Consider the following 22,950-nt stretch of genomic DNA (forward strand, 5'->3'; position numbering starts at 1 on the left):
CCCGTTGGGGCTGACGGAAAGACCTATATGGATTGCTGAACTCATAAATGACATCATTCTCTACACCACCGAAGCCCCAAGGGGGCGGGCCTCTATACAGCCAAGGGTAACGCCCCTGGTTCTGAAAGGGCGACATTAAAAAAATAAAAACGAATACCTATGCCACAATCATTATCCAACATCCTCCTCCACCTCGTATTCAGCGTCAAGAACCGGGAACCGCTGATCCTCCCCGAACTGGAATCCGAACTCTACGCCTACATCGCGGCCATCCACAAAAACATGGCCTGCCCTTTGCTGAAAATCGGCGGAACGGAAAATCACCTGCACATTCTTTGCCGGTTGGAACGCATTGTTACGGTGAGTAAATTATTGGAAGAAGTGAAAAAGAGTTCCTCGAAATGGATCAAAGGCAAAGACAAACGGCTGGCGGGTTTTGCCTGGCAGACCGGATATGGTGCCTTCTCGATTGGCATGTCCAATGTGGAGGCATTGGAGAAATATATCGCACGGCAAAAGGAACACCACCGGCAACGGAATTTTGAAGACGAATATCGCACATTGTTGAAACAATACCGCGTCGAATGGGACGAAAAATATGTCTGGGATTGATTCATATTCCGCCCTTTCAGTCCAGGGACGTTGCCCCTGGCTATATGGATTTCGCCCCATTGGGGCTGAATAGTGAGATAAAAAAGATGAAACGCCATGACTGAAAACAACCAAAAACAACTCGGCAAAATCCTCTGGAATATCGCCGACCAACTGCGCGGGGCCATGAATGCGGACGACTTCCGTGATTACATGCTCGCGTTTCTGTTCCTGCGCTATATCTCGGACAACTACGAGCAGGCTGCGCAGAAGGAACTGGGGCGGGACTATCCTGACCCGGATGCGGTGGGCAACGGCGGGCGGACGCCGCTGTCGGTCTGGTACGACGACAACCCCGATGACATAACCGCGTTCGAAGCACAGATGCGCCGCAAGTACCACTACGTCATCAAGCCAAAGCATCTTTGGGCAAACATCGCCGACATGGCCCGGACCCAGCATGATGAATTGCTTGACACGCTTCGAGAGGGGTTCAAGTACATTGAGAACGAATCCTTTGGCAGCTCCTTTTCCGGGCTGTTTTCGGAGATCAACCTTGCCTCGGAAAAGCTGGGCAAGACCAACAAAATCCGCAATGCCAAGCTCTGCACCATTATCCAGAAAATCGCTGAGGGGCTGGCCGAGTTCTCAACCGATTCCGACACCCTGGGCGATGCCTACGAATACCTGATCGGCCAGTTCGCCGCCGGGTCAGGCAAAAAGGCCGGGGAGTTTTATACGCCCCAGCGCATCAGCGACATCCTGTCCGCCATTGTCACCCTTGACAGCCAGGAGCCTGAGAGCGGGCCCCGGAAAAAGCTGGCAAGCGTGCTGGACTTTGCCTGCGGGTCGGGATCGTTGTTGCTGAACGTCCGCAACAGTGTGGTCAAGGCCGGGGGCAGCATCGGCATGATCCACGGCCAGGAGAAGAACATCACCACCTACAACCTGTGCCGCATGAACATGCTGCTGCACGGGGTCAAGGATTCAGAGTTCAAGATTTTTCACGGCGATACGCTGACTAATGACTGGGACATGCTCTGTGAGCAAAACCCGGCAAAAAAGCCAACCTTTGATGCGGTCGTTGCCAATCCCCCGTTCAGCTACCGCTGGACCCCGAACGAGGCCCTGGGCGAAGACATGCGCTTCAAGAACCACGGCCTGGCACCCAAGAGCGCAGCTGACTTCGCCTTTCTGCTGCACGGGTTTCATTACCTCAAAGACGATGGCGTGATGGCGATCATCCTGCCCCACGGCGTACTGTTCCGGGGCGGCAAGGAGGCGGCAATCCGCAGGAAGCTGCTCAACGACGGGCACATCGATACGGTGATCGGCCTGCCGGCGAATCTGTTCTACTCCACAGGTATCCCGGTATGCATTCTCGTGCTCAAGAAGTGCAAGAAGCCGGATGACGTGCTGATCATCAACGCCAGCGCAGAAGAAAACTTTGAAAAGGGCAAGCGGCAGAACTCTCTGAAGCCCGAACACATCAGGAAGATCATCGACACCTACCAACACCGCAAGGAAGAGAAGCGCTACGCCCGGCGGGTCGAGATGGAAGAGATCAAAGAGAACGATTACAACCTGAACATCTCGCGCTATGTCAGCACGGCCAGGCCAGAGCCGGAGATCGACCTCTCAGCCACGCATAAGGAGTTGATTGAGATTGAGAAGGAGATTCGTGCGTCAACAGCAAAGCACAACACGTTCCTGGAGGAACTGGGACTTGCTCCATTGCCCATGCAGGCTGAATTGCCAAAGGAGAACATGGAGTAGTATCTGATCTCCGGGAAAATGAACTTCCCGGAGAGAATGGATATCCCCTGAAAACAGGGGAAATGTCAGATGACGTCTGACGCATACACCTTAGTCAAAATATTTTTCAAACTGTTTGTCATTCATAGCTGTAATTATTTTTTCTATCTGCTGAAGTTGGGTTATTATCGTCTTAGACTGCCTTTCCAGGATGGAGTATTTACCCATTGCTTGTTTACGATTCGCAGCTACCACTTTATTGGATCGACCAATTAATTTGTTGAAGAATGACGGCTCGCTTCCTTCCCCAAACAAAATCGCAAATATTTCCATATAGGTTCTATGGAGCTTGTCATGGGATTCTTCAATATCCTTAAACCCTGGAATATCTATCAAGTTTTGCCCAACAGAATAGAACCATTTCCCGAATTCACATTCAGTTGAGTTAACAGGAACTTGCTCTTTATCAAGAGGGACACCCTCAATTAAAGCAAGGGCATTTGAAACCCATTTTTTATGACTAAGGATAGCACTATTGAGTGTTGCAATAACTTCGTTCTTGTTCATTTTTCCTCCTGGAAAACTAAAAAAATATTGTAATGAGCTAAGCAAATTAACCATAATCGCACAATAAAGTAAATATTATTCCGACATAGTGGGACAGTATATTGAAGCAGAATGATGAACGATTTTTCAGGAAATCAACAGAGGAAAAGTAGCCACCCAGATATTACACCCGGAATCAAGCCACATAGCTATGCGGGGTACAGATTCAAATTATGACGACAAAGAAAAACCGGGTAACGCAGAATATGCGTACCCGGTCAGAATATAGAAAATAACCAGTCAAAGAAAAGTAGATGATGTGGCCTCAAGGGCACAGCCAAACCGCAAGTTGGCTCTACATACTATGCTAAAACAAGCAGTTCTGTATCTTTCTTAACCATTTTGTAAAAATTACACTCACGGCATTCGTCCAATCCACCAGAGCAACAACTAAAAGTATTTTTCAAACGACTTCTAGAGGGCATAACCCAGCAGCAACGGCCAGCATTCTTACCATTATGGATACCATCGGCTCTTTTGTCGGCTGCAACAGGACATACTCCGTATAAAACAACCTTTTCACCATTAGGTTCTCTGCCGCATTTCTTGAACTCCCAACAGTTTAAAGCATTCTCGTTCATCATATAACCGTTAGTGAAAATTGATAACTATGCTTCTGTGTAAACGGCGTTTAAAAAATTGCACGTCATTAAACTTTACGTATAATTATTTATACCTTGTTTGTCAACAAAAAGCAACATTTCTTGACAGTGAATAATGGTTACAATGATGGGTTGTAAGGCATTGAAATGGTTCGTTTGCAGGGGAAAGAGGTTCTGGGGCAGGAAAAACTTGTTGTGTAGCGGGGGAAAATCATTCTGCAGCAGGAAAAACTCGTTCTGGAGCGGGAGAAAGTCATTCTGTAGTGGAAAAAAATGATCATGCAGCAGGAGAAAACGGTTCTGCAGCACTGCAACGCCATTTTTTCCTGCTGCACCTTTACATCATCCGGGAAATTTTATCCTCAACCCAATTCAAGCTGATGCATCCTGATTCCTTTCAGACACTGAGTTTCCTGACTTCATCCTCTGACAGCCCCGTTGCCTGTGCGATCTGATCAACCGTCAGCAGCCCCATACGCAGCATATTGACAGCCACGTCAGACCTGCCTCTCTCGACTCCCTGTTCGATTCCTTTTTCAAGCCCTTTCTCAATACCCTTCTCAATCCCTTCGTCATATGCGGATTCGATCATATCTTTTTCGCTGGCCCTGTTGACCAGATATTTCTCGTACGCCCGACGTTCCGCTTGGGACATTTTCAGCAGGTCAAGTTTCTCGGCTGCTGCCTGAATGTTCTTTGACCGGAAATCCGATCTGACCTCGGAATTCTTGAAGAAATATATCCACTCGTCAATGCCGCTGTTGATGATGTCATGAAAACGCTCGACTTCTATAAGATAGTATTCTGGAAACACGGTGCCTGCGTCAATCTCCCGTCCCACTATTGCACGGCGTTTTCTCGGCTTCAGGCGTAACCTCTCCCTGGTGTTCATGCCATAGAAGTCGGTCGTTCCCTTATAGAGATAATCGTTTTCACCCTCTCCGAGCAAAAAGTAGAGGATGCTGACCGAGATGACTTTTTTTACCTTTGCAAACGAATTGCCCAGCTGCATACGGTTCACGATCAGCTTGGAACTGCCGTACAAAAGTCGCTGTAAATAATACCGTTCCCAGCCCGCCTGCACTTCGATGATGTAAATTTCACCGGTCTCATCCTCGACCGAGAGATCCACCCTATTGAACTTGTCGGATGCATCCTCCTGATTGCTTTCACTTTCCAGCAGGGTGAGAATCCTGATGTCTCTATCCAGCAGCGTGCTCAGAAAACCTTCCAGCACATCGTAGTTGGCTTTGTCGCGCAGAATGTTTTTGATCGCCCAGTCGAAACTGACCAGAGTTCGTGTTTCGCTCATAACGTTTTTTCCTGTATGAATCGATTATCCTGTTACTCATCTTCGGAGAGTTTCCTGACTTCATCCTCTGACAGCCCCGTTGCCTGCGCGATCTGATCAACCGTCAGCAGCCCCATACGCAGCATATTGACAACCACGTCAGACTTGCCTTTCTCAATCCCTTCGTCATACGCGGATTCGATCATATCTTTTTCGCTGGCCCTGTTGACCAGATATTTCTCGTACGCCCGACGTTCCGCTTGGGACATTTTCAGCAGGTCAAGTTTCTCTGCCGCCGCCTGAATGTTCTTTGACCGGAAATCCGATCTGACCTCGGAATTCTTGAAGAAATATACCCACTCGTCAATGCCGCTGTTGATGATGTCATGAAAACGTTCCACCTCAATCAGGTAGTATTCTGGAAACACGGTGCCTGCGTCAATCTCCCGTCCCACTATTGCACGGCGTTTTCTCGGCTTCAGGCGTAACCTCTCCCTGGTGTTCATGCCATAGAAGTCGGTCGTTCCCTTATAGAGATAATCGTTTTCACCCTCTCCGAGCAAAAAGTAGAGGATGCTGACCGAGATGACTTTTTTTACCTTTGCAAACGAATTGCCCAGCTGCATACGGTTCACGATCAGCTTGGAACTGCCGTACAAAAGTCGCTGTAAATAATACCGTTCCCAGCCCGCCTGCACTTCGATGATGTAAATTTCACCGGTCTCATCCTCGACCGAGAGATCCACCCTATTGAACTTGTCGGATGCATCCTCCTGATTGCTTTCACTTTCCAGCAGGGAGAGAATCCTGATGTCTCTATCCAGCAGCGTGCTCAGAAAACCTTCCAGCACGTCGTAGTTGGCTTTGTCGCGCAGAATGTTCTTGATCGCCCAGTCGAAACTGACCAGTGTTCGTGTTTCGCTCATAACGTTTTTTCCTTGCTGAATAAATTGATTCAGAAAGCCTGGAAGGGTATCCTGCCGAACCCCGCCCGTAAGGAGCGGGGTGAAAGCAACCCCGAAGCTTTGCGATCAAGCAGCCCCGGTAAAATCAAGCTCAATTGACGGTGCAGCCTGATTCCCCTGCTCCTGCTTTCTGATCCGAGCTTCCGCCTCAGCGGTCATCTGATCCATTTCCAGGATATTTTTCGACATCTCGGGCAGGGCATTCTTACGGAAGGTTGAGATATCATCCAGGGCTGTATTGATATCCGCAAAGGCCCTGGTCAGTGATTCCATACTGAGCTGGGTGCTGGCAGCCTGCTTTTGAATAGCTGCCCCCTGGGTTTTCAGGCGGGAAGCGGTTTCCTCAATCAGCCGGTTGGTTGTCTTGTTGATCGCGTCAATTTTTTCCAGAACAATCTTCTGATTCGCCAGGGCAAGAGCAACCGTGACAGCCACACTCAGCATGTTCACGGTCACATTGATGGCCCGGTCAACACCCTTGATCAGTTCCTTGTTGTTGCGGACAAGCAACTCAATGGCAAGCACACCCTGCTGGTTGACCGCCAGTTGCTGCTGGAGATCCTGAATCCTCTGGCGCAGGGGAAAGAGCAGTTCCTCCTGAATAAAGGAGGCCTTGGGATCATCCGGCTGCACTTCACGTTCCAGGGCATAGTTCAGGCGATGATCAATCTGCATCCCCAGCTTGATGGTCTTTTCCAGCCGATAGGTAAAACCGCGCATGGCCTTCTGGTCTTCGACCAGGGTCATATTATCCCGCATGAGTTGACCCTTACCTTCCTTTAAAGAACGGATAATCGCTTCAATCACTGTATCCGCCTGTTCAAACTTGAGAAAGTACCGTTTCATTGGTGTACCGATACCGGGCAGCATGCCTAAGAGACGACCGAACCAGCCAGCCTCGAAATCAAATTTGCCCGGATCCAGCTCATCAACCTGCATATTCAGTTCAACAAGGGACTGAGCAACCTCGCCGCCGTCATCACTTTTTGCAGCAAGAGAACGGATCGGCTGCTTGAGCATGGCACTGCGCCGTGCCGCTTGCTCCTGGGTTTTACTGCCCAGTGTTTCCACCGCAGCAATATTGGCGTCACGGGCATTCTGCTGGGCCGGGTCATTGGGATCAAAGGCCAGGACTGCGGCAACGAATTTTTCCGCAGCCTCTTCAACTTCCGGATCCTGTCCCTCGGTTACAGTGAGGTTTTGCGGATCAGTCAGTGCAAGCTCGTTTTTCAGGTCTGAAGCAGCGGGCAGGGTCATTGCTGTGGTTGTCTGAGTATCCATATCAGGTCGTCTCCTTATATGCAAAACTATGCGAGTAATATACCCCGGCGGTCAGCAGCGGGGCGATTCATTCTTTCTGTAAAAAAGGTGCTGCAATGTTTGTCTGCGCTGTTTAATGGGTATGATAGTTACGCTGGGCAAGCTCCTGGAGATTTTCCATAGCTGTTTCCAGATCCATTGAGGCCAGATCACCGCCGGTCTGCATCTGCGCCACCGTGGCAATGGTCTGGTTCATGATGGTCATGGATTCTTCGTTATCAGTCAGCAGATTATTGACCTGTTTCAGCTGTTCTTCCATGAGTTCCTGGCGTTTTTTCAGGGTGGCATACTCCCGTTCATCTGCAGGATCTGGAGTTGTAAGGCGTTCAAGTTCAGCAAGCCGTTGCGCAATATAGTCAGGATCAATCGTGGCCACGCTCTGGAGCAGGACAACAATTCTGCGCAGGGTGTCCAGTCCACCCAGATAGACCTGCTCTGCAGCTCCGAGAAACCGGCCATAGGTCAGTTCGCCGTGTTTGAGTTTCTGATCCAGCATGGTCCGGAAGGTATCGTATTTTTCCGTGATAAAGACAAACTGCTGCCGGGCCTGCTCGCCATACTGACCCGCCCCTCTGATATGACGGCATTTTTCCAGATCCGTACTCAGGGTGCGGAGCAGTCCTTCCCGTTCTTCCGCAAAGCGGGCGGAAAGACGGTCAAGATATTGCCGGGCAATGATATCCCGCCGGAAGATCATGTTCACCGTGGCCATGCCCGCACCGAGACAGAGCAGTCCCCCCATACTGATTGCCAGCATGGACATATCGAAAAGATACCAGCCCAGCCCGGAAAGCAGGCCCAGAGCGGTTGAGTAGAGAGAAACCGGATGAAACAGGCTCTCCGCCTGTACAGCCTTTTGCACGGCCCGACCGGAAAAATCCTCTATCCTCGGAAGGCCTCTGCTGTCCGTGCTCTCGGTATGAACAGAAAAATAGAGCATGCTCAGAACACCTCACGAACAAGAACGATTTCCACCCGCAGCAGGCGGTGTTCATAGGCCCGTTTTGATTCTCCGGGCAACTGTTGCAACGGACGGTCAGCCCCGTATCCCACGGCCCGGATCCGGTTCGGATCAATACCAAATTTTTTCTGGAGAAAAGCGGCAACACTGTCGGCCCGTTGCTGGGACAGGGCTTTGTTCTGTTCCGGGTCACCGCGCAGACCGGTATGGCCTTTCACCATTATTCGGAAATGCGGATAATGCTCCAGGCGGGCAACAACTTTTTTCAGGACTTCTTCAGAAAACAGATCAAGTTCAGCTGAACCGTGCTGAAAGATAATTGGCTCAATTTTCAGGGTTCCCACTTCACGCAGTCTTTCCCAGGCTCCGGCGTCCAGGGGCGGGAAAGGTGCGGTGAGCGAATCGGTTCCCTGGGTAGCGGCTCCCGGTTTCGTGAAACCGCTTATCCCTTTGGTATATAATTCCTGGAGAAAGGAGCTTTTCAGCAGTCGATAGGGGTTCTGATCCGGCACCGGTGAAGAGGAAAAATCACCGGCATTGACCAGGGTTGCTGCTGTTGATTCAATGGTGTCGCTGACCAGCTCCTGTGCCTGACCGCCGGATCGGGCAGCTTGGGTAATGCCGAACCATTTCTCGCAGTTCTCCATCAGTGAGACCCAACGGACACCATGCAGCATGGCCTGTGCCGTCTTGCGGGAAAGCCCTGTTTCTTCGACCACGTCTTTCTCCAGAAAATCCGGGTTATCTCTGTATTTTTTCAGCACCCTGAAATACGAACTGAGCAGTACCTTTACAGCTTCGGGTTCATCCTGGATGAAATCGCGATTCACCAGCAGGATATCCACAATGAGCCGTGCTGTATCCTCTGTTCCCAGCAGCTTGACAATATTTTTTTCCGCAAGTGCCCTGGAAACATCAGGCTCCCAGAGCACGGCAATGTCGGCCTTGCCTGCCAGCAGCTTTTTCAGGGCACCCTCAGAACCCTGGGTTTCAATCCTGTTGCCCTTTCGACTCGGCAGCAGTTCCGGCACATTGAAATGATCAGCTGCCGCCTTGAGCAGATAATGGCTGGGACTGTTCGGGGTAAAAGCGATCTTCAGGTCATCCTTCCCTTTCAGCCCGTCCAGATTTTCAGCCTGTTTTTTGCGGGCAACAATGGCATCACCGCCCTTGGATTCGTCAAGCACCGCAACAATGGAACCGGGAAAGTCAAACTCGGCACCGTTGAGGAGGTAGGAATCCACTGTCGCCACCGCAACATCTATTTCGCCCTTGTGCAATTGCTCCATACGTGTCCTGTAATCCGCCTTATCATCGGTCCAGACAAGGTTCCAGCCTCCGCGCCGCATCAGGGTTTTCATCTCATTGGAGCGCAAGGGGAAATACCCGATCCAGTTGTCCAGAGCGAGTCTGATTTTCCCTTTCATTTTGCTTGCATCGCTGGTGCTGACCTGTTTCTCCTCAATAAAGCCCGGCAGCAGCAGCTTGATGCCGATTAATATTGCAGCACCAAGCAGCAGGAGAAGGAGCGCACCTGTTATTTTTTTATTCATGTTGGTCTTTGGCTCACTTGCGTTTTCCGATCCCAACGCCCACCGTTAAAACAGTGGGCTATTCTCTGTCGCCCCTTCGGGGCTGCACGAAAACAGCGTCCCGAAGGGACTGCCGAACATAGCCCGGTCTTTCAAGGCCGGGACAGAAAAACGCATTTTATTCCAGTGGACAGTATACTTCAAAATGCTGTTACATCATCAAAAGACTCGGATTCAGCCAGGATATCCTGCAGCCCTTGGCGAAGAGCCTCTGGATTGTTCGCAGCCTTATAAATGGTCCGGCCCGGCTGGTTGAGCGAATGGGTTTCCGCAATACAGAAACCGATGGTGCTGATGAGGATCGGGGAATGGGCCAGCACCGAGTTGACCGTTTGGGTCAGCCTCTCCGGCTGGTTGGCAGCACCGTCGGTGACGATCACCATATGATATTCCCCGTAACCCAGCTGCTTCCCGGCTTGCTCGGTCAGAAGCTCATAGGCCATTTGCACGGCCCGGGTCAAGGGGGTGCCGGAACCGGGCACGACAGCCTGGACCTGCTGAATAAATTGCTGGCGGTCGCCCTGGTCCAGCTGCAGGCGGGCAGAAAAGCCTTTCTGATCAAAAACAATAAGCCCCAGGTTCGCACCGTCAGGGACGGATTGGGCCCATTCCGCAACGGCTTCCTTGGCTGCTACACTTTTTGTTGTGTTGCCGGAACAACCGCGGTCACCCATACTGCCTGAGCCGTCAAAAATCATCACATAATTTTTTCCGGTCCATTGATCAGCAGGCAGAATGTTCGCCTGATCCTCGGCTGGTGGCGGCCAGACAGCTGACTCTGCTGCCTGCTCAAAAGGAGAAGGCACATTCTGTTGTTGCTGAACAGCGACTTTTTTCTTCTGCGGTGCAGAGGGCTTCCGTTGGTCGGCATCCTCGCTGCATCCGCTCAGGAACAGAAGGATAAGGAGAGCGGAGGTGTATATATATAACATTTTCTTCATGATGATATCCTCCTTAATCCAAGGGAATAAAGGCTTCTTCTTCTGCCTCGATCTGGATGATGCGGAAGACCACCCGCATATTACTCAGCCATTCCTCTTTGCTTTTGGGAGGGCAGGGCAGCTGACCGCACAGACCGGTGCGCGGTTGCATAATACCGTGCCCGATCACCGTGAACTGGCTGGGATCAAGGTTGACACCTTTGTCCCCACTGTAGCCCATAATGGAATCCCGCACCGCAATCGCCCTGGTCAGGCTGAGGTTTTTCGCGGCCTGTTTGGTTCGGGTCAACACTATCTCTGATGCCTTTTCTTTGAGCTTGCGCAGATAGCCCATGGGGTCGGAATGTCCTTCCACTGTGATAACAGCCCCGCCGTAAGTGGAGGCCAGATCAACAACCTTGGCAAAGGCATCACTGTACTGATCCGGTGAAAAGGTGTTCTGGTTGGGTTGAAAGAAAACCTCAAAGGAAAAGAGTTCTCCCTCATCCAGGGTGCCGAGGTTCTGCTTTCGGGCAACCACTTGGGCCACTGCTTCAGTGTTGAATCTGGGGGCCTCGACATCATCAACTCCGGTCAGACCTTTGCGGAGTGCGTTATAGTCCCAATCCGCTTTTTGGAGGGGAATCTTACGGCTTAAGAGTCCGCCGGTGATAAAGGCGGCCTGGACCTCGTCTGTGAGACGGTGCAGATTGCGCGGCCAGTTTGTATCGGTAAAGAATTTTACGTTACCCTGGAAGCCCACATATTCACAGTCCCCGTACAGGGCCTCGGCATCTGCGGTGGCAGCCTTGCTGTCGAGCAGGATTTCAGCGGCAGCAGTGACGGTCTTTTTATACTCAGCCAGCCGTTTCTTTTTATTTTTAAAGACCGCCTTCAGCTCCTGTTCCGCCAGGAGAAGACCATGGACAAAGTCTTGCACCTCTTTTTTATGGGCCGTGAAATAATCACTGCGCACGGCATAGACATCCGCAATAATACGGTTGGCACTCTTGGTGGAGAGCATAATCTTGGCCCCTTTAACCGAGCCTTCGGCCCCGGTGCCCACGGAACCGTTGGAGGTCAGCATAAGGCCGTCCGGGATAATCACCATGGCGGCATCGACATCTTTGCTGTGCAGGGCCTCAGCAGGCGTATTGTCCGTGCCGGTAAGATCTTTCACCCATTTGATGGTCACATCCGACATCTTCAGACCGGCATCACGGAGCAGCTTGGCCAGATAGTCAACATGGGGGCCGTAGGCCTGCAGGGCAATGGTTTTCCCTTTCAGATCCTTGGCCGACTTGATACCTGATTTCACCACCAGACAGTCACCGCCGTTGCTCCAGGTCATCTGATAAATAATGACGGGTTTGGTCCGCGAATCACGATTCAGCAGCTCAGCAGCCATGTTGATCATACCCATGGTACCGCGCAGATACGGGGTCTCGCCCTGCATATAGGCCTTGATCTGCTCTTTGAAGTCGTCTGTTCGCTTGAGTTCGAGTTGCAGATTTTTCTTGGCAAAAATTGAACCCGCAGTTGTGGTCCTGCTGTTGCCATTGGCCAGGATGGTGGCGATATCTCCGCCCCAGGTAATCAGGGGTACCCGGACGGTGTTGCCTGCTTTAACATCCTGGACCTGCGCTTTCACCGCATCGGCAAGAGGCGGGGCCTTGACGTACTGTACGGCAAAGGAGGTTCCTGACAAGCCGATAAAGGCTGCTGTTATGAAAAGTATTGTCTGTACAATGAGTTTCACGAATACACCTCCCGTAGAATACTGTAATTTTGTGTCCGATTGAATTCTTCCAGACGTTCTGTCAGGTCTTCATCGCCCTTTCGGATAAAGGAGCCGCCTTGTTCTGCAAGTCCTTCATCCGACAATCCGAGAAAGACAGAGATATTCTTCCCTTCCGCATAACCTGCCGCCCAGGCAAGATCCCGTAACGAAGGCGGAATATACTCACCTCGCAGGAAGGCTTCCCCTAACAGCGTGCCACGGGCTGCATAGGTGGGATTGAGGTGCATGTTCACGGCAAGGTTATACTTTGCGCTGACTGTATCAAGGTAGTCAATGGCCTGCCGAATATCTTCAACCGCCTCGCTGTCATTCATACCTGGAACAGGCTTTAGCATGAAATAGCATTTCAGCCGGTAGCCGTACGGAGCGATTTTCTGTGCCAGTTCTTCAAAGGCATGCAGGGTCAATCCCTTATCAAAGACATTATTGCGTATATGTTCGTCAAAGGCTTCAAAACCTATGCACAGCTCAAGGGCCGTGGCCCTTTCACCTTCCTGCAGTGAGCGGGCCAGGAATTCGAGTTCAGGTATATCAACATATTCCGGTCTGGATTCAAGCGCCAGAACTTTCAGGGCACGAAAATGCATGTTAATGCGGGCCATGAGATACATCAGGGCGGTTGAGGAAAAAGTGGCCTCATCCAGCACGGAACCGTTGTTGGAAACAATCAGTTTGTTGATCGAACCGGCCTGTTCCGCAATTTCAGGCAGGCTGAACAGATAGTCTGTCTGCCTGATCAGATGATCAAAGGGGACATGCTCAGCCGACATTTTGGACGGCAGATTACAGCCGAGACAGCGGGCCCATCGGCAGGCCTGGGAATAAAACACAATAAAAAGAATAAGCCCTTCATCTGACTGCTGAAACCACCATTGCTCCGGTCTGTCCGGATCATGCGCATCATCACCAAAGGTGTATTTTTTTTCTCCTTTTTCAGTACCCCGCAGAATCTGCCGGGTCGCAACGTCTTTGTTCATAGAAAAACTCCTTATCTGGTTTCGGATAAACTTTTTTTGAGGATAATTCGATAGGTTATTGCTGTCAAGAGTAATTTCTTAACCCAACGTTGTGATACCGAGAAAATAATTGGACAGCAAAGGCTATTCCCGATAAACCGATAAGGGCTGTTGACGCTAGAATCGTCTTGAGCAGAATTCTTTACGGAAAAAGCATAAAAAAATAAGATATCTTGACAGGGTGGTCATGTCAAATGAAAAGAGAGTACTCTTTTTGTATGAGAGTTACTCCTATCCTTTTTTTTCAGATAATCATATACATATCCCTGATCAGTAGCTTTATCATTATAAAGCCTTTCATGCTCTTTCTTTTTTTGGGATAGACAAGACTTTCTGCTCCTTTTTCAACCTACGGCACTACCCTATCCAGCTGCGAAATCTGGCCAATGGCAACAAAATTGTCTCCCTCACGGAAGATCTCGTTGGCCTTGGGAATATACTGGTATCTCTTGTCGCCGTTTCTCCGTACCGCAATCACCTGAATGCCAAAGGTATTGGTCAGGTTCAGCTCCAGCAGGGTCTTGCCTTCCCATTCCTTGATGGTGAATTCTTTAACAGCCATAGACTCATCAAAGGGGAGATAGTCAAGAAAACCCGGCATGGCAATGCGGCTGGCAATCTGCTTTGCTGCCATGAATTCCGGGATCACCACCTCATCCACTCCAATTTTATGGAGCAGTTTTTCGTGATCCTGGTGAATAGCCTTGACCCAGACCTTGGCAACACCGAGCTCTTTTAAATACATAGAGATCATCACACTGGCGGCAATTGAATCCCCCACACTGACCAGAACATGCTGCAGATCCTGGATGCGTATCTGCTCCAGGGCCTCTCGGCTCATGGTATTAATCTGATAGACCTGCGTCAGGACATGCTGGGCTTTTTTTACCTTTTCAGGTTTTGTCTCCACTCCCAGAACTTCATGGCCCAGGTCAACCAGGGTCTTTCCCAGTTTGAGGCCGAATTTACCGAGTCCGATAATGCCAATTTGTACTTTCATAAATACTCCTTTTTAGCCCACAGAAAGTTTGACTTCAGGCAGAGAAAAAAGAACTTTGGTGCGCATGGATTGAAGAGAACTGAGCAGCACCAGGGGGCCAAGTCGACCAACAAACATGAGAAACATGATGATTATCCTCCCTGGCGGGGAGAGTTTGGAAGTAAGCCCGGTACTGAGTCCTGCTGTGCCAAAAGCAGAGACGGTTTCAAAGAGGATTTCAAGAAATTGCCCGCGTGACTGGCTATGGGGAACATTGCCTCCTTCAGTAAAATTCAGGGCGATCAGGCAGAGAAAAATAAGGGCCAGGGAAAAAAACAGCAGGATCATGGCGTTACTCACCGATTCCCGGTCAACTGCGTATTTGCCAATGACTGCCTGATCCCGACCAGAGATCTGGGCCCGGATAAAGGCGACCAGGATGCGGAAGGTAGTGACCTTGGTTCCTCCTGCACAGGATCCTGGAGCACCACCAACAAACATAAGGAAGATCATAAAGAAGAGCGAGGCATTGGTCATGACGGACAGATCCAGGGAGTTAAAACCTGCTGTGCGGCAGGTGACTGACTGGAAAAGAGAGGCAAGAAGAGCTTGCTGGTAGCTGATCTCACCGTTACTCCCAAGGAATTCCGCACAATAGATATATATCCAGCCTGCAATAATGAGAAAAAAACTGGTTTGTATGACTACGGTGAAATGCCAGCTTTTTTGTATCCGCTCCCCAGGCCGCCGTAATCGAGTGAGAAAAATCTTCTTACCTTCAACAAGCACAGCAAAGCCAACCCCACCCAGTATAATCAAAAGGATAATAGTCAGGTTGACCAGCCAGTCACTTTGATAGCCCATCAGGCTGTCCGAGTGCAGGGAAAAACCGGCATTACAGAACGCAGAAACAGCATGAAACAGGGCGGAGAAAGGAGGAAATCCTTGAGGAGCGGCGAAAAAGAGCAACACCGCCCCGACAAATTCAATCATCAGGATCAGGGTCACGATCTTAATAAGAAAGTGGCCCAGATGAAAGTCGGAGTTATGGAGCAGGCTCTGGCCCACCGCAATCCTATCGGTCAGAGTGACTCTTTTTTTCCAGAGAAAAAAGGTCAGGCTGGTAAAGGTCATGATGCCTAGCCCTCCCATTTGAATAAGGGCGAGGATCACGATTTGACCAGTGCGGGTGAATTCCTGACCCGTATCAACGACAATCAGCCCTGTCACACAGACCGCAGAGGTTGCTGTAAACAGGGCATCCAGCCACGAGATAACATCTCCCTGGCAGCAGAAAGGGCTATGCAGGAGGGTTGCGCCGATAAGAATGGCCCCCAGGAAGAAAAAAATCGGGAGAGATATTGGAGCAAAAAAGCTCCTCATTTTTATGTGAAAACTTGTGTTCATTCGCTTTTCTTTCCTATTTTTTCATCTTCCCTTGTTCTGTTCTTCTGCCCGTTCCCTGGTTTTTGCAAGCACCTCTGGTACAGAATCCTTACTCAGGATATCGATAATCCAGCCCAGGCCAAAGGGGATTTTTCCCGGATCAATATATACATGATACAGAACCAGCGAGCGCTGAGCGTCCAGCTCTTCAATACGCCAATAGCCTGTAGTGTCCTGGATAGTTTCTGCTGGTTTAAGACCTGGCCAGGGTTTAAGTTGCCATTGAATGAGCGAAGTCTTTGGGGCAGGTTCTGAAGCGGTCGTACTGACCCGGTATTTTTTTATCTTTCCCAGAGGTAGGATAAGGAAATAGTTAAGAGTCGCTGTTGTCTTATCCTGCTGAAGGATTTCAAGGCGACTGACATTGGGCATAAAGTCAGGATAGCTTGAGTAATCCATTACAATATCCCGAACAACCTCACCCGTAGCCTCTATAATCCCCACAGCCTCTACGACCTTTCCTGGTTTGCCATTGGTGGGTTGTTCCCGGACAATGATCTCTTTTTTCTCTACAGCCTGCTGTTCCTGGCTATTCAGTTTGATCACAGGGGGTATTTTGGCGGAATTGTGTTCTGGATAACCAGCCCAGGCTATGTCCCGGAAAAAGAGGAGGGTAAAAAACAGAACCAAGAGGAGATGCTGTTTTTTTTGCTGATACGGCAGAACGGTCATCTTTCCTGGTCCTTGCGCATCGCCTTGACCTCCATGTCATAACGCCATAACTTTCTTTGCACCTGCCAGGTGTTGATGACGAGGCCGATACCACAGAGGATTACAGTAATGGGTAAGAGAATGTGGAACGAGCTGGTGCCCAAAAAAATGATAAAGGTGTTGATCAGAATAAAGATAATCCGCAACTCGGTAGGGCCGATACCGTAATGGTAGATCTGAAATTCATTGGTAGCACCAAAGGCGAGAAAGGTGTTAACCATAAATCCTCCTAAAATAGCCAGCAGGGTAAAATACCAGATTTCTAACCCTTGGGGCGAGATCATGTAACCAACAAAGACCAGGGAACAGAGAAAAATATAGTCCAGAAAGTGATCCATATAAAAGCCCCATTTGATCACTCCGGTATCCCGCTGGCGACCCAGTTCACCGTCAAACAGGTCTGTCAGGTATTGAAAAAGGATCATCAGGGAGACCAGCCAGAGCAGGCTGAGGTGTTTTTTTGCTTCAAAGGCAATCAGGATGTTAATAAAACTCCAGAGCAGGGTAGTGAGGGTGAGATGATAGCCTTCAATTTCCGGTGGAATTCTGGGGATAGCCCAATTTTTGAACCGTGTTTCCGGGTTGGTCAGGAGAGAATGACCGATTTTTTTATCACCTCCAAAAGGTTCCATGATGTCCTCCTCAGACTATTTAATGTTTTTTTTTGCGCAGCCTTGTGGTGAATTTTTTCCCGTTGGGAAAAGAATAATTTTTTTTAGGAAGTTGTTTTTCTATATCACTGAGCTGAAGCTCCAGGGCATGGACAGATAATATGATTTCCCAAAAGGAAAATATGAGGGAAGTCATTAAGAGAACCAGGCTGGTAACAAAGATCAGCTTGCTGAGTAATAAACTGCCTGCAAACAGGGTAAAAAGACAGAGCACACAGAGAAAAAAGCTGAACACCCCACAGGCCTGCATATTTCTGATCAGATAGACCCGCTTGCGCAACGTTCTGATTTGCCTGACTATGATATCAGTTGGTTCTTGAGTATATTGAGCATGCAGGATACGAATGCGTTCGCTGATGGTCCTGAACCGCGTGGTGTAGGCTACCAACAGAAGTGAGATGGCTGGAAAAAGCAGGGCTGGTGAGGTAAGGGTGAGATCCATTCTATTCTTGATGACCCGCCCGTAAGGGCGGGGAGGTTCACAGTGTTAGTGGGTTGTATTATCCCTGAATGGCATAACCGCCATCCACCACTACAGCCTGGCCGTGGATCATGGAGGCTGCTGGGCTACAGAGAAAAAGTGCAAGGTCAGCCACATCTTCCGGTGTGGTCAGGCGCCCGAGCGGGGTCATTTCCAGAGAACGGCCAATGATTTCATCACGGTTAGGAAATTTTTTCAAGGCATCCGTATCCACGACACCAGCGCTGATGGTATTGACAGTAATTCCTTTTGGTCCCAATTCTACGGCCAGATGACGGACCAGGGATTCCAGAGCAGCCTTGGATGCCCCCACCACAGCGTAGTTAGGCACTGCCCGAACTGCTCCCAGGCTGGAGACGCCCAGAATTCTTCCGCCGTTTGTCATCATGGGCACAGCATAGCGGGATAAGGTGAGCATGGCCCGGGCATTGATATCCATAGCCCAGTCCCAATGGCGCTCAGTAAGCTCCATAGCTGGTTTCAGAACCCCGGAAGCAGCATTGGAGACCAGGATGTCTATATTCTCATAGGTGGACTGGATCTCCTCAAACATCCTTTGTACGTCTTCTTCCTTGGCAACATTGGCCTTGATTGCAAGGCAGCCAACACCATGTTTTTCAATGGCAGCAACGGTTTCCTCCGCATCACGACGGTGCCGAACATAGTTGACCACAATATTGACACCGTGTTCGGCCAGGCGTACAGCAATTGCCCGACCGATTCCACGCGAGCCCCCGGTGATGAGAGCGGTTTTTCCTTGCAACTGAAACATCTACTTTCCCTCCTATGCAAAAAAGAAATGGTTCAGCACCTTATGTCTTGCCGGGTAAATGAACAACCGGTTCAGACCGTGCTGATAATTATCATAAATCATTTATAAGTGAATGTACCTTGCAGTCGTTTTCTTTGCAAGGGAATGGTTCAGACCAGTTCTGATCGTTTTTTATACCGACGCATCTCGACTTAGCAAAAACCGACGTACACTGCTTGTGAAAAAACGGAAGGGATTAAAACGAACCGGGTTAAGTTTCTCAGGTAATTGAAAATTATCAACCTGAAGCTTCTCTGCTTGCACCAGGGGAAAGGAAAGATGGGAAAGATTTGCTCCTGGCAATTCAGCTCGTTGGCAGGCAGCCATTAATGGACTGCGCTCAGGTTGCACCCTCAGAATCTCATGCAATGCCCTGTCCGCAGCCACAGCATTGGTTGAAGCGGCCAGCAGAGAAAGAGGGTAGGGCGCACCATTAATGGGGCCGCTTTTATGCATGGCAATAATGCCGTCAATAATATTGAGCGAAGAGGGGAAGGCTGCTGGAATGCGGATAAGGCGGTCAAAGAACTTGTTTTGTTGGCAGGGTGTGTTTCCTCCCTTACCTCCGTAGGCCATGTGCCACCAGGCCTTGCGTAACCCCACCAGACAGCCAAAATAGTTTTTTATGCTCAGAGTGAGCCGGGCCTGAACATGGGCCTTGACCCGAGGCATATTCACCAGCAGATCGCATTCCAGGGCTGCACGCGCCAAGAGAGCATGGGGCACTGTCTGACCGCCACCAGGCAGCTCCACAGGGTCACCTTGCTTAAAAGAAGCTATTTGTACACCAAGTTGTCTTAGATCAGTCAGTAGGTTCAAGTTTTTCAGGACCGAGCGTGCTGTGCCAAAGGCCGGGGAATCACCAATACTCACCTTGGCACCCAGGTCAATAAATCTTCGGGCCACAGCCAGAATGAAAGCACCTTCTGTACAGGCAAGGGGGCCTGCTTTTGCGCTGATCAGATTGGGTTTCAGGAGCACCTGAGAAGAGCGGACAGTAACCGGTATTGCAAGGGTATTCAGGATTTGGTCAAGGGCTGGTTCAAGGTACTGATGTTTATAGCTGGGACAGGTTGTTAAAGAAACGGAAAGAGAGTGCAGCGCCATAATTTTGCAAGATTGTTGAGGATAGTTGGGTTGAACGAGAAACTGGAAACAAAGTGGACCATGACATCGTTTTACATGACTTGACACTAAAATGTACAATGCATATCGTTTTATGTAAGCTTCTTTTAGCTTCCTTCTGTACAAAAAGCATTATAGAAAAACATTAAGGCGCTGTACCTGGATGTAAATACAGTAAAAATGTCATGTTTTTCGTTCTGTTTTTTTTGTGTTGCAAGGGGCTGGAAAGCTGAGCGAGTTTGTTCTTGCCCTGTTTCGCCTTGACAGAGAATTTTATGAATTATATATTCCGAACCAATTCTCATATATTTACTGAAAAAGAAGGAGTCATTGACTCTGCGCTCGGACGTGATCCTGCGTCCTGGCGTCCTAAAAACAAGGAAAGGATTATCCGATGAGCAAAATTACAGGTGCACAAGCCTTTGTACAATGTCTGCAGGAAGAAGGGGTTGATACCATTTTCGGTTTTCCTGGCGGCGTAATCATTGACCTGTATGATGAATTGGCAAACTCTTCGATAAAGAATCTGCTGGTTCGCCATGAACAGGGGGCTGTCCACGCAGCAGACGGTTATGCCAGAGCCAGCGGAAAAACCGGCGTGGCTCTGCTGACCTCTGGTCCCGGTGCCACTAACGGTGTGACCGGGATTGCCACCGCATATATGGACTCTATACCTGTTGTGGTGTTTACCGGTCAGGTGCCCAGGGCATTGATTGGTAATGATGCCTTTCAGGAGGTGGATATCGTCGGAATTACCCGCCCCTGTACAAAACATAATTATCTAGTCAGTGATCCTGAAGATCTGGTGCCAACTATTCGGGAGGCCTTTTATCTGGCTTCTTCTGGTCGCCCTGGCCCGGTTTTGGTTGATCTTCCTAAAGATATTATCGGCTCACTGGTCGATTTCCCGGAAAAGGAAGAGATCCGTATGCGGACATATCAACCGCATGTTGAACCGCATCCTGGGCAGATTGTCAAGGCATGTCAGGCTATTGTTGAGGCAGAGCGTCCGGTTTTTTATGTGGGTGGCGGGGTTATTCTTTCCAATTCCAGTGAGGAGTTGACTGCGCTGGCTGAGAAAACCCAGATCCCGGTGACCATGACCCTGATGGGACTGGGTGCTTTCCCCGGAACTAACCCATTATCCACAGGTATGCTGGGCATGCACGGGTCTTATGCTTCCAATATGATGGTTGCCAAGAGTGACCTGCTTATCGCAGTAGGGGCACGTTTTGATGATCGTATTACAGGACGTTTGGACAAATTTGCCCCTGATGCTAAAGTTATTCATATTGATATTGACCCAACCTCTATTTCCAAGAATGTTGAGGTCGACATCCCCATCGTTTCTGACTGTAAGCACGCCCTGACAGCCATGAACGCCTGGTTTAATTCCTACAAAGAGATAGATTCTCTGAGCGAAAAATATCAGCCATGGCGTAGTCAGGTGAAAGAATGGGATACAAAACATCCGCTGTCCTACAAGGAAGAAGGCGATATTATTAAGCCTCAGTATGTTATTGAGACCATCAACCGTCTGACCGGTGGTGATGCTATTATTTCTACTGAAGTTGGTCAGAACCAGATGTGGGCAGCCCAGTTCTATAAATTTAATAAGCCGCGTCATTGGCTCAGTTCTGGCGGTCTCGGGACAATGGGCTTTGGTTTACCTGCGGCTATTGGGGCAAAAATGGCTTTCCCGGATGCCACGGTTATTGATATTGCGGGCGATGGCTCTATTCAGATGAATATTCAGGAGTTGGCTACGGCCAAGCAGTATAATACTCCTGTTAAGGTTGCTATCCTGAATAATAATTATCTTGGTATGGTTCGCCAGTGGCAGGAATTATTCTATGACAAGCGCTACGCTGGAACGGTTATGGAAGTGACCCCGGATTTTGTTGCATTGGCAAAGGCTTACGGCGCAGCTGGTCTGCGAGCTAAAACCAAGAGCGAGGTTGAGCCGGTCATCAAAGAGGCCCTGGCAATCAACGACAAGGTCGTGATCATGGATTTTGCTATTAAGCGTGAAGAGTGTGTTTTCCCGATGGTTCCTGCAGGAGGAGCCACAACGGAAATGCTGCTCGTCTGATATTACGTAACCACTTTCTTTCAGGGGCCTGCGGGCACAGTCTTTCAGGCTCTGGGAAAAATTGAACAGGATCAAACCAATGAAACATACTCTTTCCGTTTTACTCCAGAATAAACCCGGTGCGCTTTCCCGAGTTACAGGCCTTTTCAGTGGTCGGGGTTTTAATATTGAGAGCCTTTGCGTTGCTGAAACCCTTGATCCCAAGGTCTCCAGCATGACCCTGGTAACCAGAGGCAATGATGCCATTATTGAGCAGGTCACCAAACAGCTCCACAAACTGATTGATGTTATAAAAGTAACAGACATCAGTGAAGGAGAATACGTTGAGCGTGAAATGGTCGTTATCAGGGTACAAGCTGAGGCCAACACCAGGGCTGAAGTTCTGCGGGTGATTGATATCTTCCGTGGCAAAGTTGTGGATGTCAGCCCGACTTCCTATGCGGTTGAAATCACCGGGCCGGAGTCTAAAATCAAGGCTGTGATTGATCTGCTCCGTCCCATTGGCATTAAAGAGGTTGTTCGGACGGGAACCATTGCTATGGCTCGGGCTCCGAAAAAATAATTTTGCTTTTCCTGCCTGGCAGGGAGGCCTGTTGTTTGAGGCATGATGCACTGCGGTGTGTCGTGCCTCTTTTTTTGTCTTTTTTTCCTGCGCATTAAGGCGATTAAGACAGAGCTGAGAATATGAATCATTCCTATCTTATTGATAGAAAAACTTTTCTCTTGACTTATCTGCGTAACCGCATTAGGGATATTTTTTATACATATGCTGGGTAAGATCAGCTGAGAAACAAACTTGTCTGTCGAATGATGTTCCAAAGCGGGCGTTCACCTTATAAAGGTCAGCAGCTACCTTTTAAAACCGAGCGTTGGGTCTAAAAAGGTGAGTGGTCTCCTTTAAAAGGTAACGTCTCAACTTTTAAAACTCAGGCGGCACCTTTAAAAGGTGTGCTCTCATCTTTTTAAGGTGGGTCATGGGAATGAAAAGGTGACGACTGATCTTTTAAAGTTGGACAGAGGATTTTAAAAGGACACAGGCCGTCTTTTAAACGGAAGCTTGCGAAAAAAAGAAAAGGAGATACATATTAAGGGTGTTGAAAAGTACCCCAGCATAGAGCAATTTCAGTTGTCCGAGATGCCCAATAAGCATTTTTTTTCGTTTGTCAGTGTTACTGCAGCTTGATGTCGAACACTTTCCAGGCGGAATTCAGCCT

At 49.3% G+C, this 22,950-nt stretch carries 21 protein-coding genes; 4 read left to right on the top strand and 17 right to left on the bottom strand.

The features are described from left to right. Window positions 1-159 precede the first annotated feature (159 nt). On the top strand, window positions 160-612 hold the full coding sequence (gene tnpA, locus L2082_RS10400) for an IS200/IS605 family transposase (RefSeq protein ID WP_446011715.1): 453 nt from the start codon (window positions 160-162) through the stop codon (window positions 610-612). Between the two features lie 96 nt (window positions 613-708). Further along, the gene (locus L2082_RS10405) at window positions 709-2,367 is read left to right on the top strand and encodes a type I restriction-modification system subunit M (RefSeq protein WP_446011716.1); all 1,659 of its coding nucleotides are present in this window, start codon (window positions 709-711) and stop codon (window positions 2,365-2,367) included. Between the two features lie 90 nt (window positions 2,368-2,457). On the opposite strand, the gene L2082_RS10410 is transcribed toward L2082_RS10405, so the two are convergent. From L2082_RS10410 to L2082_RS10490, 17 genes are all read right to left on the bottom strand, one after another. After that, the gene (locus L2082_RS10410) at window positions 2,458-2,913 is read right to left on the bottom strand and encodes a CZB domain-containing protein (protein WP_446011306.1); all 456 of its coding nucleotides are present in this window, start codon (window positions 2,911-2,913) and stop codon (window positions 2,458-2,460) included. Between the two features lie 341 nt (window positions 2,914-3,254). Next, window positions 3,255-3,536: a two-CW domain-containing protein gene (locus L2082_RS10415; protein WP_446011305.1), complete on the bottom strand. Its 282-nt coding sequence runs from the start codon at window positions 3,534-3,536 to the stop codon at window positions 3,255-3,257. Between the two features lie 415 nt (window positions 3,537-3,951). After that, window positions 3,952-4,866, bottom strand: coding sequence for a PD-(D/E)XK nuclease family transposase (locus L2082_RS10420; RefSeq protein ID WP_446011717.1), 915 nt, complete (start codon window positions 4,864-4,866; stop codon window positions 3,952-3,954). Between the two features lie 32 nt (window positions 4,867-4,898). Beyond that, complete coding sequence (locus L2082_RS10425; protein WP_446011718.1) at window positions 4,899-5,771, bottom strand: PD-(D/E)XK nuclease family transposase; 873 nt, start codon at window positions 5,769-5,771, stop codon at window positions 4,899-4,901. Window positions 5,772-5,876: 105 nt separating this feature from the next. Then, window positions 5,877-7,091 (bottom strand): toxic anion resistance protein, encoded by a 1,215-nt coding sequence (locus L2082_RS10430; protein WP_446011719.1) that lies wholly within the window; start codon window positions 7,089-7,091, stop codon window positions 5,877-5,879. Window positions 7,092-7,203: 112 nt separating this feature from the next. Continuing rightward, window positions 7,204-8,070 carry a hypothetical protein gene (locus L2082_RS10435; protein WP_446011720.1) on the bottom strand — a complete coding sequence of 289 codons (867 nt, stop codon included), beginning with the start codon at window positions 8,068-8,070 and terminating at the stop codon, window positions 7,204-7,206. Between the two features lie 2 nt (window positions 8,071-8,072). Then, complete coding sequence (locus tag L2082_RS10440) at window positions 8,073-9,644, bottom strand: phosphate ABC transporter substrate-binding/OmpA family protein (RefSeq protein WP_446011721.1); 1,572 nt, start codon at window positions 9,642-9,644, stop codon at window positions 8,073-8,075. A 179-nt stretch (window positions 9,645-9,823) separates the two neighbouring features. Further along, window positions 9,824-10,624: a vWA domain-containing protein gene (locus tag L2082_RS10445; protein WP_446010417.1), complete on the bottom strand. Its 801-nt coding sequence runs from the start codon at window positions 10,622-10,624 to the stop codon at window positions 9,824-9,826. A gap of 13 nt (window positions 10,625-10,637) precedes the next feature. Next, window positions 10,638-12,362 carry an ABC transporter substrate-binding protein gene (locus L2082_RS10450; RefSeq protein WP_446010418.1) on the bottom strand — a complete coding sequence of 575 codons (1,725 nt, stop codon included), beginning with the start codon at window positions 12,360-12,362 and terminating at the stop codon, window positions 10,638-10,640. Then, a complete protein-coding gene (locus L2082_RS10455; RefSeq protein WP_446010419.1) occupies window positions 12,359-13,381 on the bottom strand; it encodes a hypothetical protein in 1,023 nt (340 codons plus the stop codon). Before L2082_RS10455 ends, L2082_RS10450 begins: the two co-directional genes overlap by 4 nt. Window positions 13,382-13,769: 388 nt before the next feature. Next, window positions 13,770-14,420, bottom strand: coding sequence for a potassium channel family protein (locus tag L2082_RS10460; protein ID WP_446010420.1), 651 nt, complete (start codon window positions 14,418-14,420; stop codon window positions 13,770-13,772). Window positions 14,421-14,432: 12 nt separating this feature from the next. Further along, window positions 14,433-15,806: a TrkH family potassium uptake protein gene (locus L2082_RS10465; protein WP_446011722.1), complete on the bottom strand. Its 1,374-nt coding sequence runs from the start codon at window positions 15,804-15,806 to the stop codon at window positions 14,433-14,435. A 21-nt stretch (window positions 15,807-15,827) separates the two neighbouring features. After that, window positions 15,828-16,517, bottom strand: a complete 690-nt coding sequence (locus tag L2082_RS10470; RefSeq protein WP_446011723.1) for an SRPBCC family protein — start codon at window positions 16,515-16,517, stop codon at window positions 15,828-15,830. Beyond that, window positions 16,514-17,188, bottom strand: coding sequence for a CDP-alcohol phosphatidyltransferase family protein (locus L2082_RS10475; protein WP_446011724.1), 675 nt, complete (start codon window positions 17,186-17,188; stop codon window positions 16,514-16,516). Before L2082_RS10475 ends, L2082_RS10470 begins: the two co-directional genes overlap by 4 nt. 19 nt (window positions 17,189-17,207) lie before the next feature. Then, window positions 17,208-17,669 (bottom strand): DUF2721 domain-containing protein, encoded by a 462-nt coding sequence (locus L2082_RS10480; protein WP_446010531.1) that lies wholly within the window; start codon window positions 17,667-17,669, stop codon window positions 17,208-17,210. A gap of 58 nt (window positions 17,670-17,727) precedes the next feature. Continuing rightward, window positions 17,728-18,471: an enoyl-[acyl-carrier-protein] reductase FabL gene (gene fabL, locus L2082_RS10485; protein WP_446010535.1), complete on the bottom strand. Its 744-nt coding sequence runs from the start codon at window positions 18,469-18,471 to the stop codon at window positions 17,728-17,730. A 180-nt stretch (window positions 18,472-18,651) separates the two neighbouring features. Further along, on the bottom strand, window positions 18,652-19,626 hold the full coding sequence (locus L2082_RS10490; protein ID WP_446010532.1) for a DUF362 domain-containing protein: 975 nt from the start codon (window positions 19,624-19,626) through the stop codon (window positions 18,652-18,654). A gap of 412 nt (window positions 19,627-20,038) precedes the next feature. On the opposite strand from L2082_RS10490, the gene ilvB reads away from it, so the two are divergent. Together ilvB and ilvN are read left to right on the top strand one after the other, a co-directional pair. Further along, complete coding sequence (ilvB, locus tag L2082_RS10495; protein ID WP_446010533.1) at window positions 20,039-21,736, top strand: biosynthetic-type acetolactate synthase large subunit; 1,698 nt, start codon at window positions 20,039-20,041, stop codon at window positions 21,734-21,736. A gap of 79 nt (window positions 21,737-21,815) precedes the next feature. Continuing rightward, on the top strand, window positions 21,816-22,298 hold the full coding sequence (gene ilvN / locus L2082_RS10500) for an acetolactate synthase small subunit (RefSeq protein WP_446010534.1): 483 nt from the start codon (window positions 21,816-21,818) through the stop codon (window positions 22,296-22,298). Window positions 22,299-22,950: the final 652 nt, after the last annotated feature.

The organism is Candidatus Electrothrix sp., from assembly GCF_052785085.1.

Bases quoted from the DNA above. Each gene is read 5' to 3' on its own strand.
- L2082_RS10435 (WP_446011720.1), bottom strand. From the start codon at position 8,070: ATGCTCTATTTTTCTGTTCATACCGAGAGCACGGACAGCAGAGGCCTT.
- L2082_RS10420 (WP_446011717.1), bottom strand. From the start codon at position 4,866: ATGAGCGAAACACGAACTCTGGTCAGTTTCGACTGGGCGATCAAAAAC.
- ilvB (WP_446010533.1), top strand. From the start codon at position 20,039: ATGAGCAAAATTACAGGTGCACAAGCCTTTGTACAATGTCTGCAGGAA.
- L2082_RS10440 (WP_446011721.1), bottom strand. From the start codon at position 9,644: ATGAATAAAAAAATAACAGGTGCGCTCCTTCTCCTGCTGCTTGGTGCT.
- L2082_RS10415 (WP_446011305.1), bottom strand. From the start codon at position 3,536: ATGATGAACGAGAATGCTTTAAACTGTTGGGAGTTCAAGAAATGCGGC.
- L2082_RS10470 (WP_446011723.1), bottom strand. From the start codon at position 16,517: ATGACCGTTCTGCCGTATCAGCAAAAAAAACAGCATCTCCTCTTGGTT.
- L2082_RS10480 (WP_446010531.1), bottom strand. From the start codon at position 17,669: ATGGATCTCACCCTTACCTCACCAGCCCTGCTTTTTCCAGCCATCTCA.
- L2082_RS10425 (WP_446011718.1), bottom strand. From the start codon at position 5,771: ATGAGCGAAACACGAACACTGGTCAGTTTCGACTGGGCGATCAAGAAC.
- ilvN (WP_446010534.1), top strand. From the start codon at position 21,816: ATGAAACATACTCTTTCCGTTTTACTCCAGAATAAACCCGGTGCGCTT.
- L2082_RS10490 (WP_446010532.1), bottom strand. From the start codon at position 19,626: ATGGCGCTGCACTCTCTTTCCGTTTCTTTAACAACCTGTCCCAGCTAT.
- L2082_RS10455 (WP_446010419.1), bottom strand. From the start codon at position 13,381: ATGAACAAAGACGTTGCGACCCGGCAGATTCTGCGGGGTACTGAAAAA.
- L2082_RS10475 (WP_446011724.1), bottom strand. From the start codon at position 17,188: ATGGAACCTTTTGGAGGTGATAAAAAAATCGGTCATTCTCTCCTGACC.
- tnpA (WP_446011715.1), top strand. From the start codon at position 160: ATGCCACAATCATTATCCAACATCCTCCTCCACCTCGTATTCAGCGTC.
- L2082_RS10460 (WP_446010420.1), bottom strand. From the start codon at position 14,420: ATGAAAGTACAAATTGGCATTATCGGACTCGGTAAATTCGGCCTCAAA.
- L2082_RS10430 (WP_446011719.1), bottom strand. From the start codon at position 7,091: ATGGATACTCAGACAACCACAGCAATGACCCTGCCCGCTGCTTCAGAC.
- L2082_RS10405 (WP_446011716.1), top strand. From the start codon at position 709: ATGACTGAAAACAACCAAAAACAACTCGGCAAAATCCTCTGGAATATC.
- L2082_RS10465 (WP_446011722.1), bottom strand. From the start codon at position 15,806: ATGAACACAAGTTTTCACATAAAAATGAGGAGCTTTTTTGCTCCAATA.
- L2082_RS10445 (WP_446010417.1), bottom strand. From the start codon at position 10,624: ATGAAGAAAATGTTATATATATACACCTCCGCTCTCCTTATCCTTCTG.
- L2082_RS10410 (WP_446011306.1), bottom strand. From the start codon at position 2,913: ATGAACAAGAACGAAGTTATTGCAACACTCAATAGTGCTATCCTTAGT.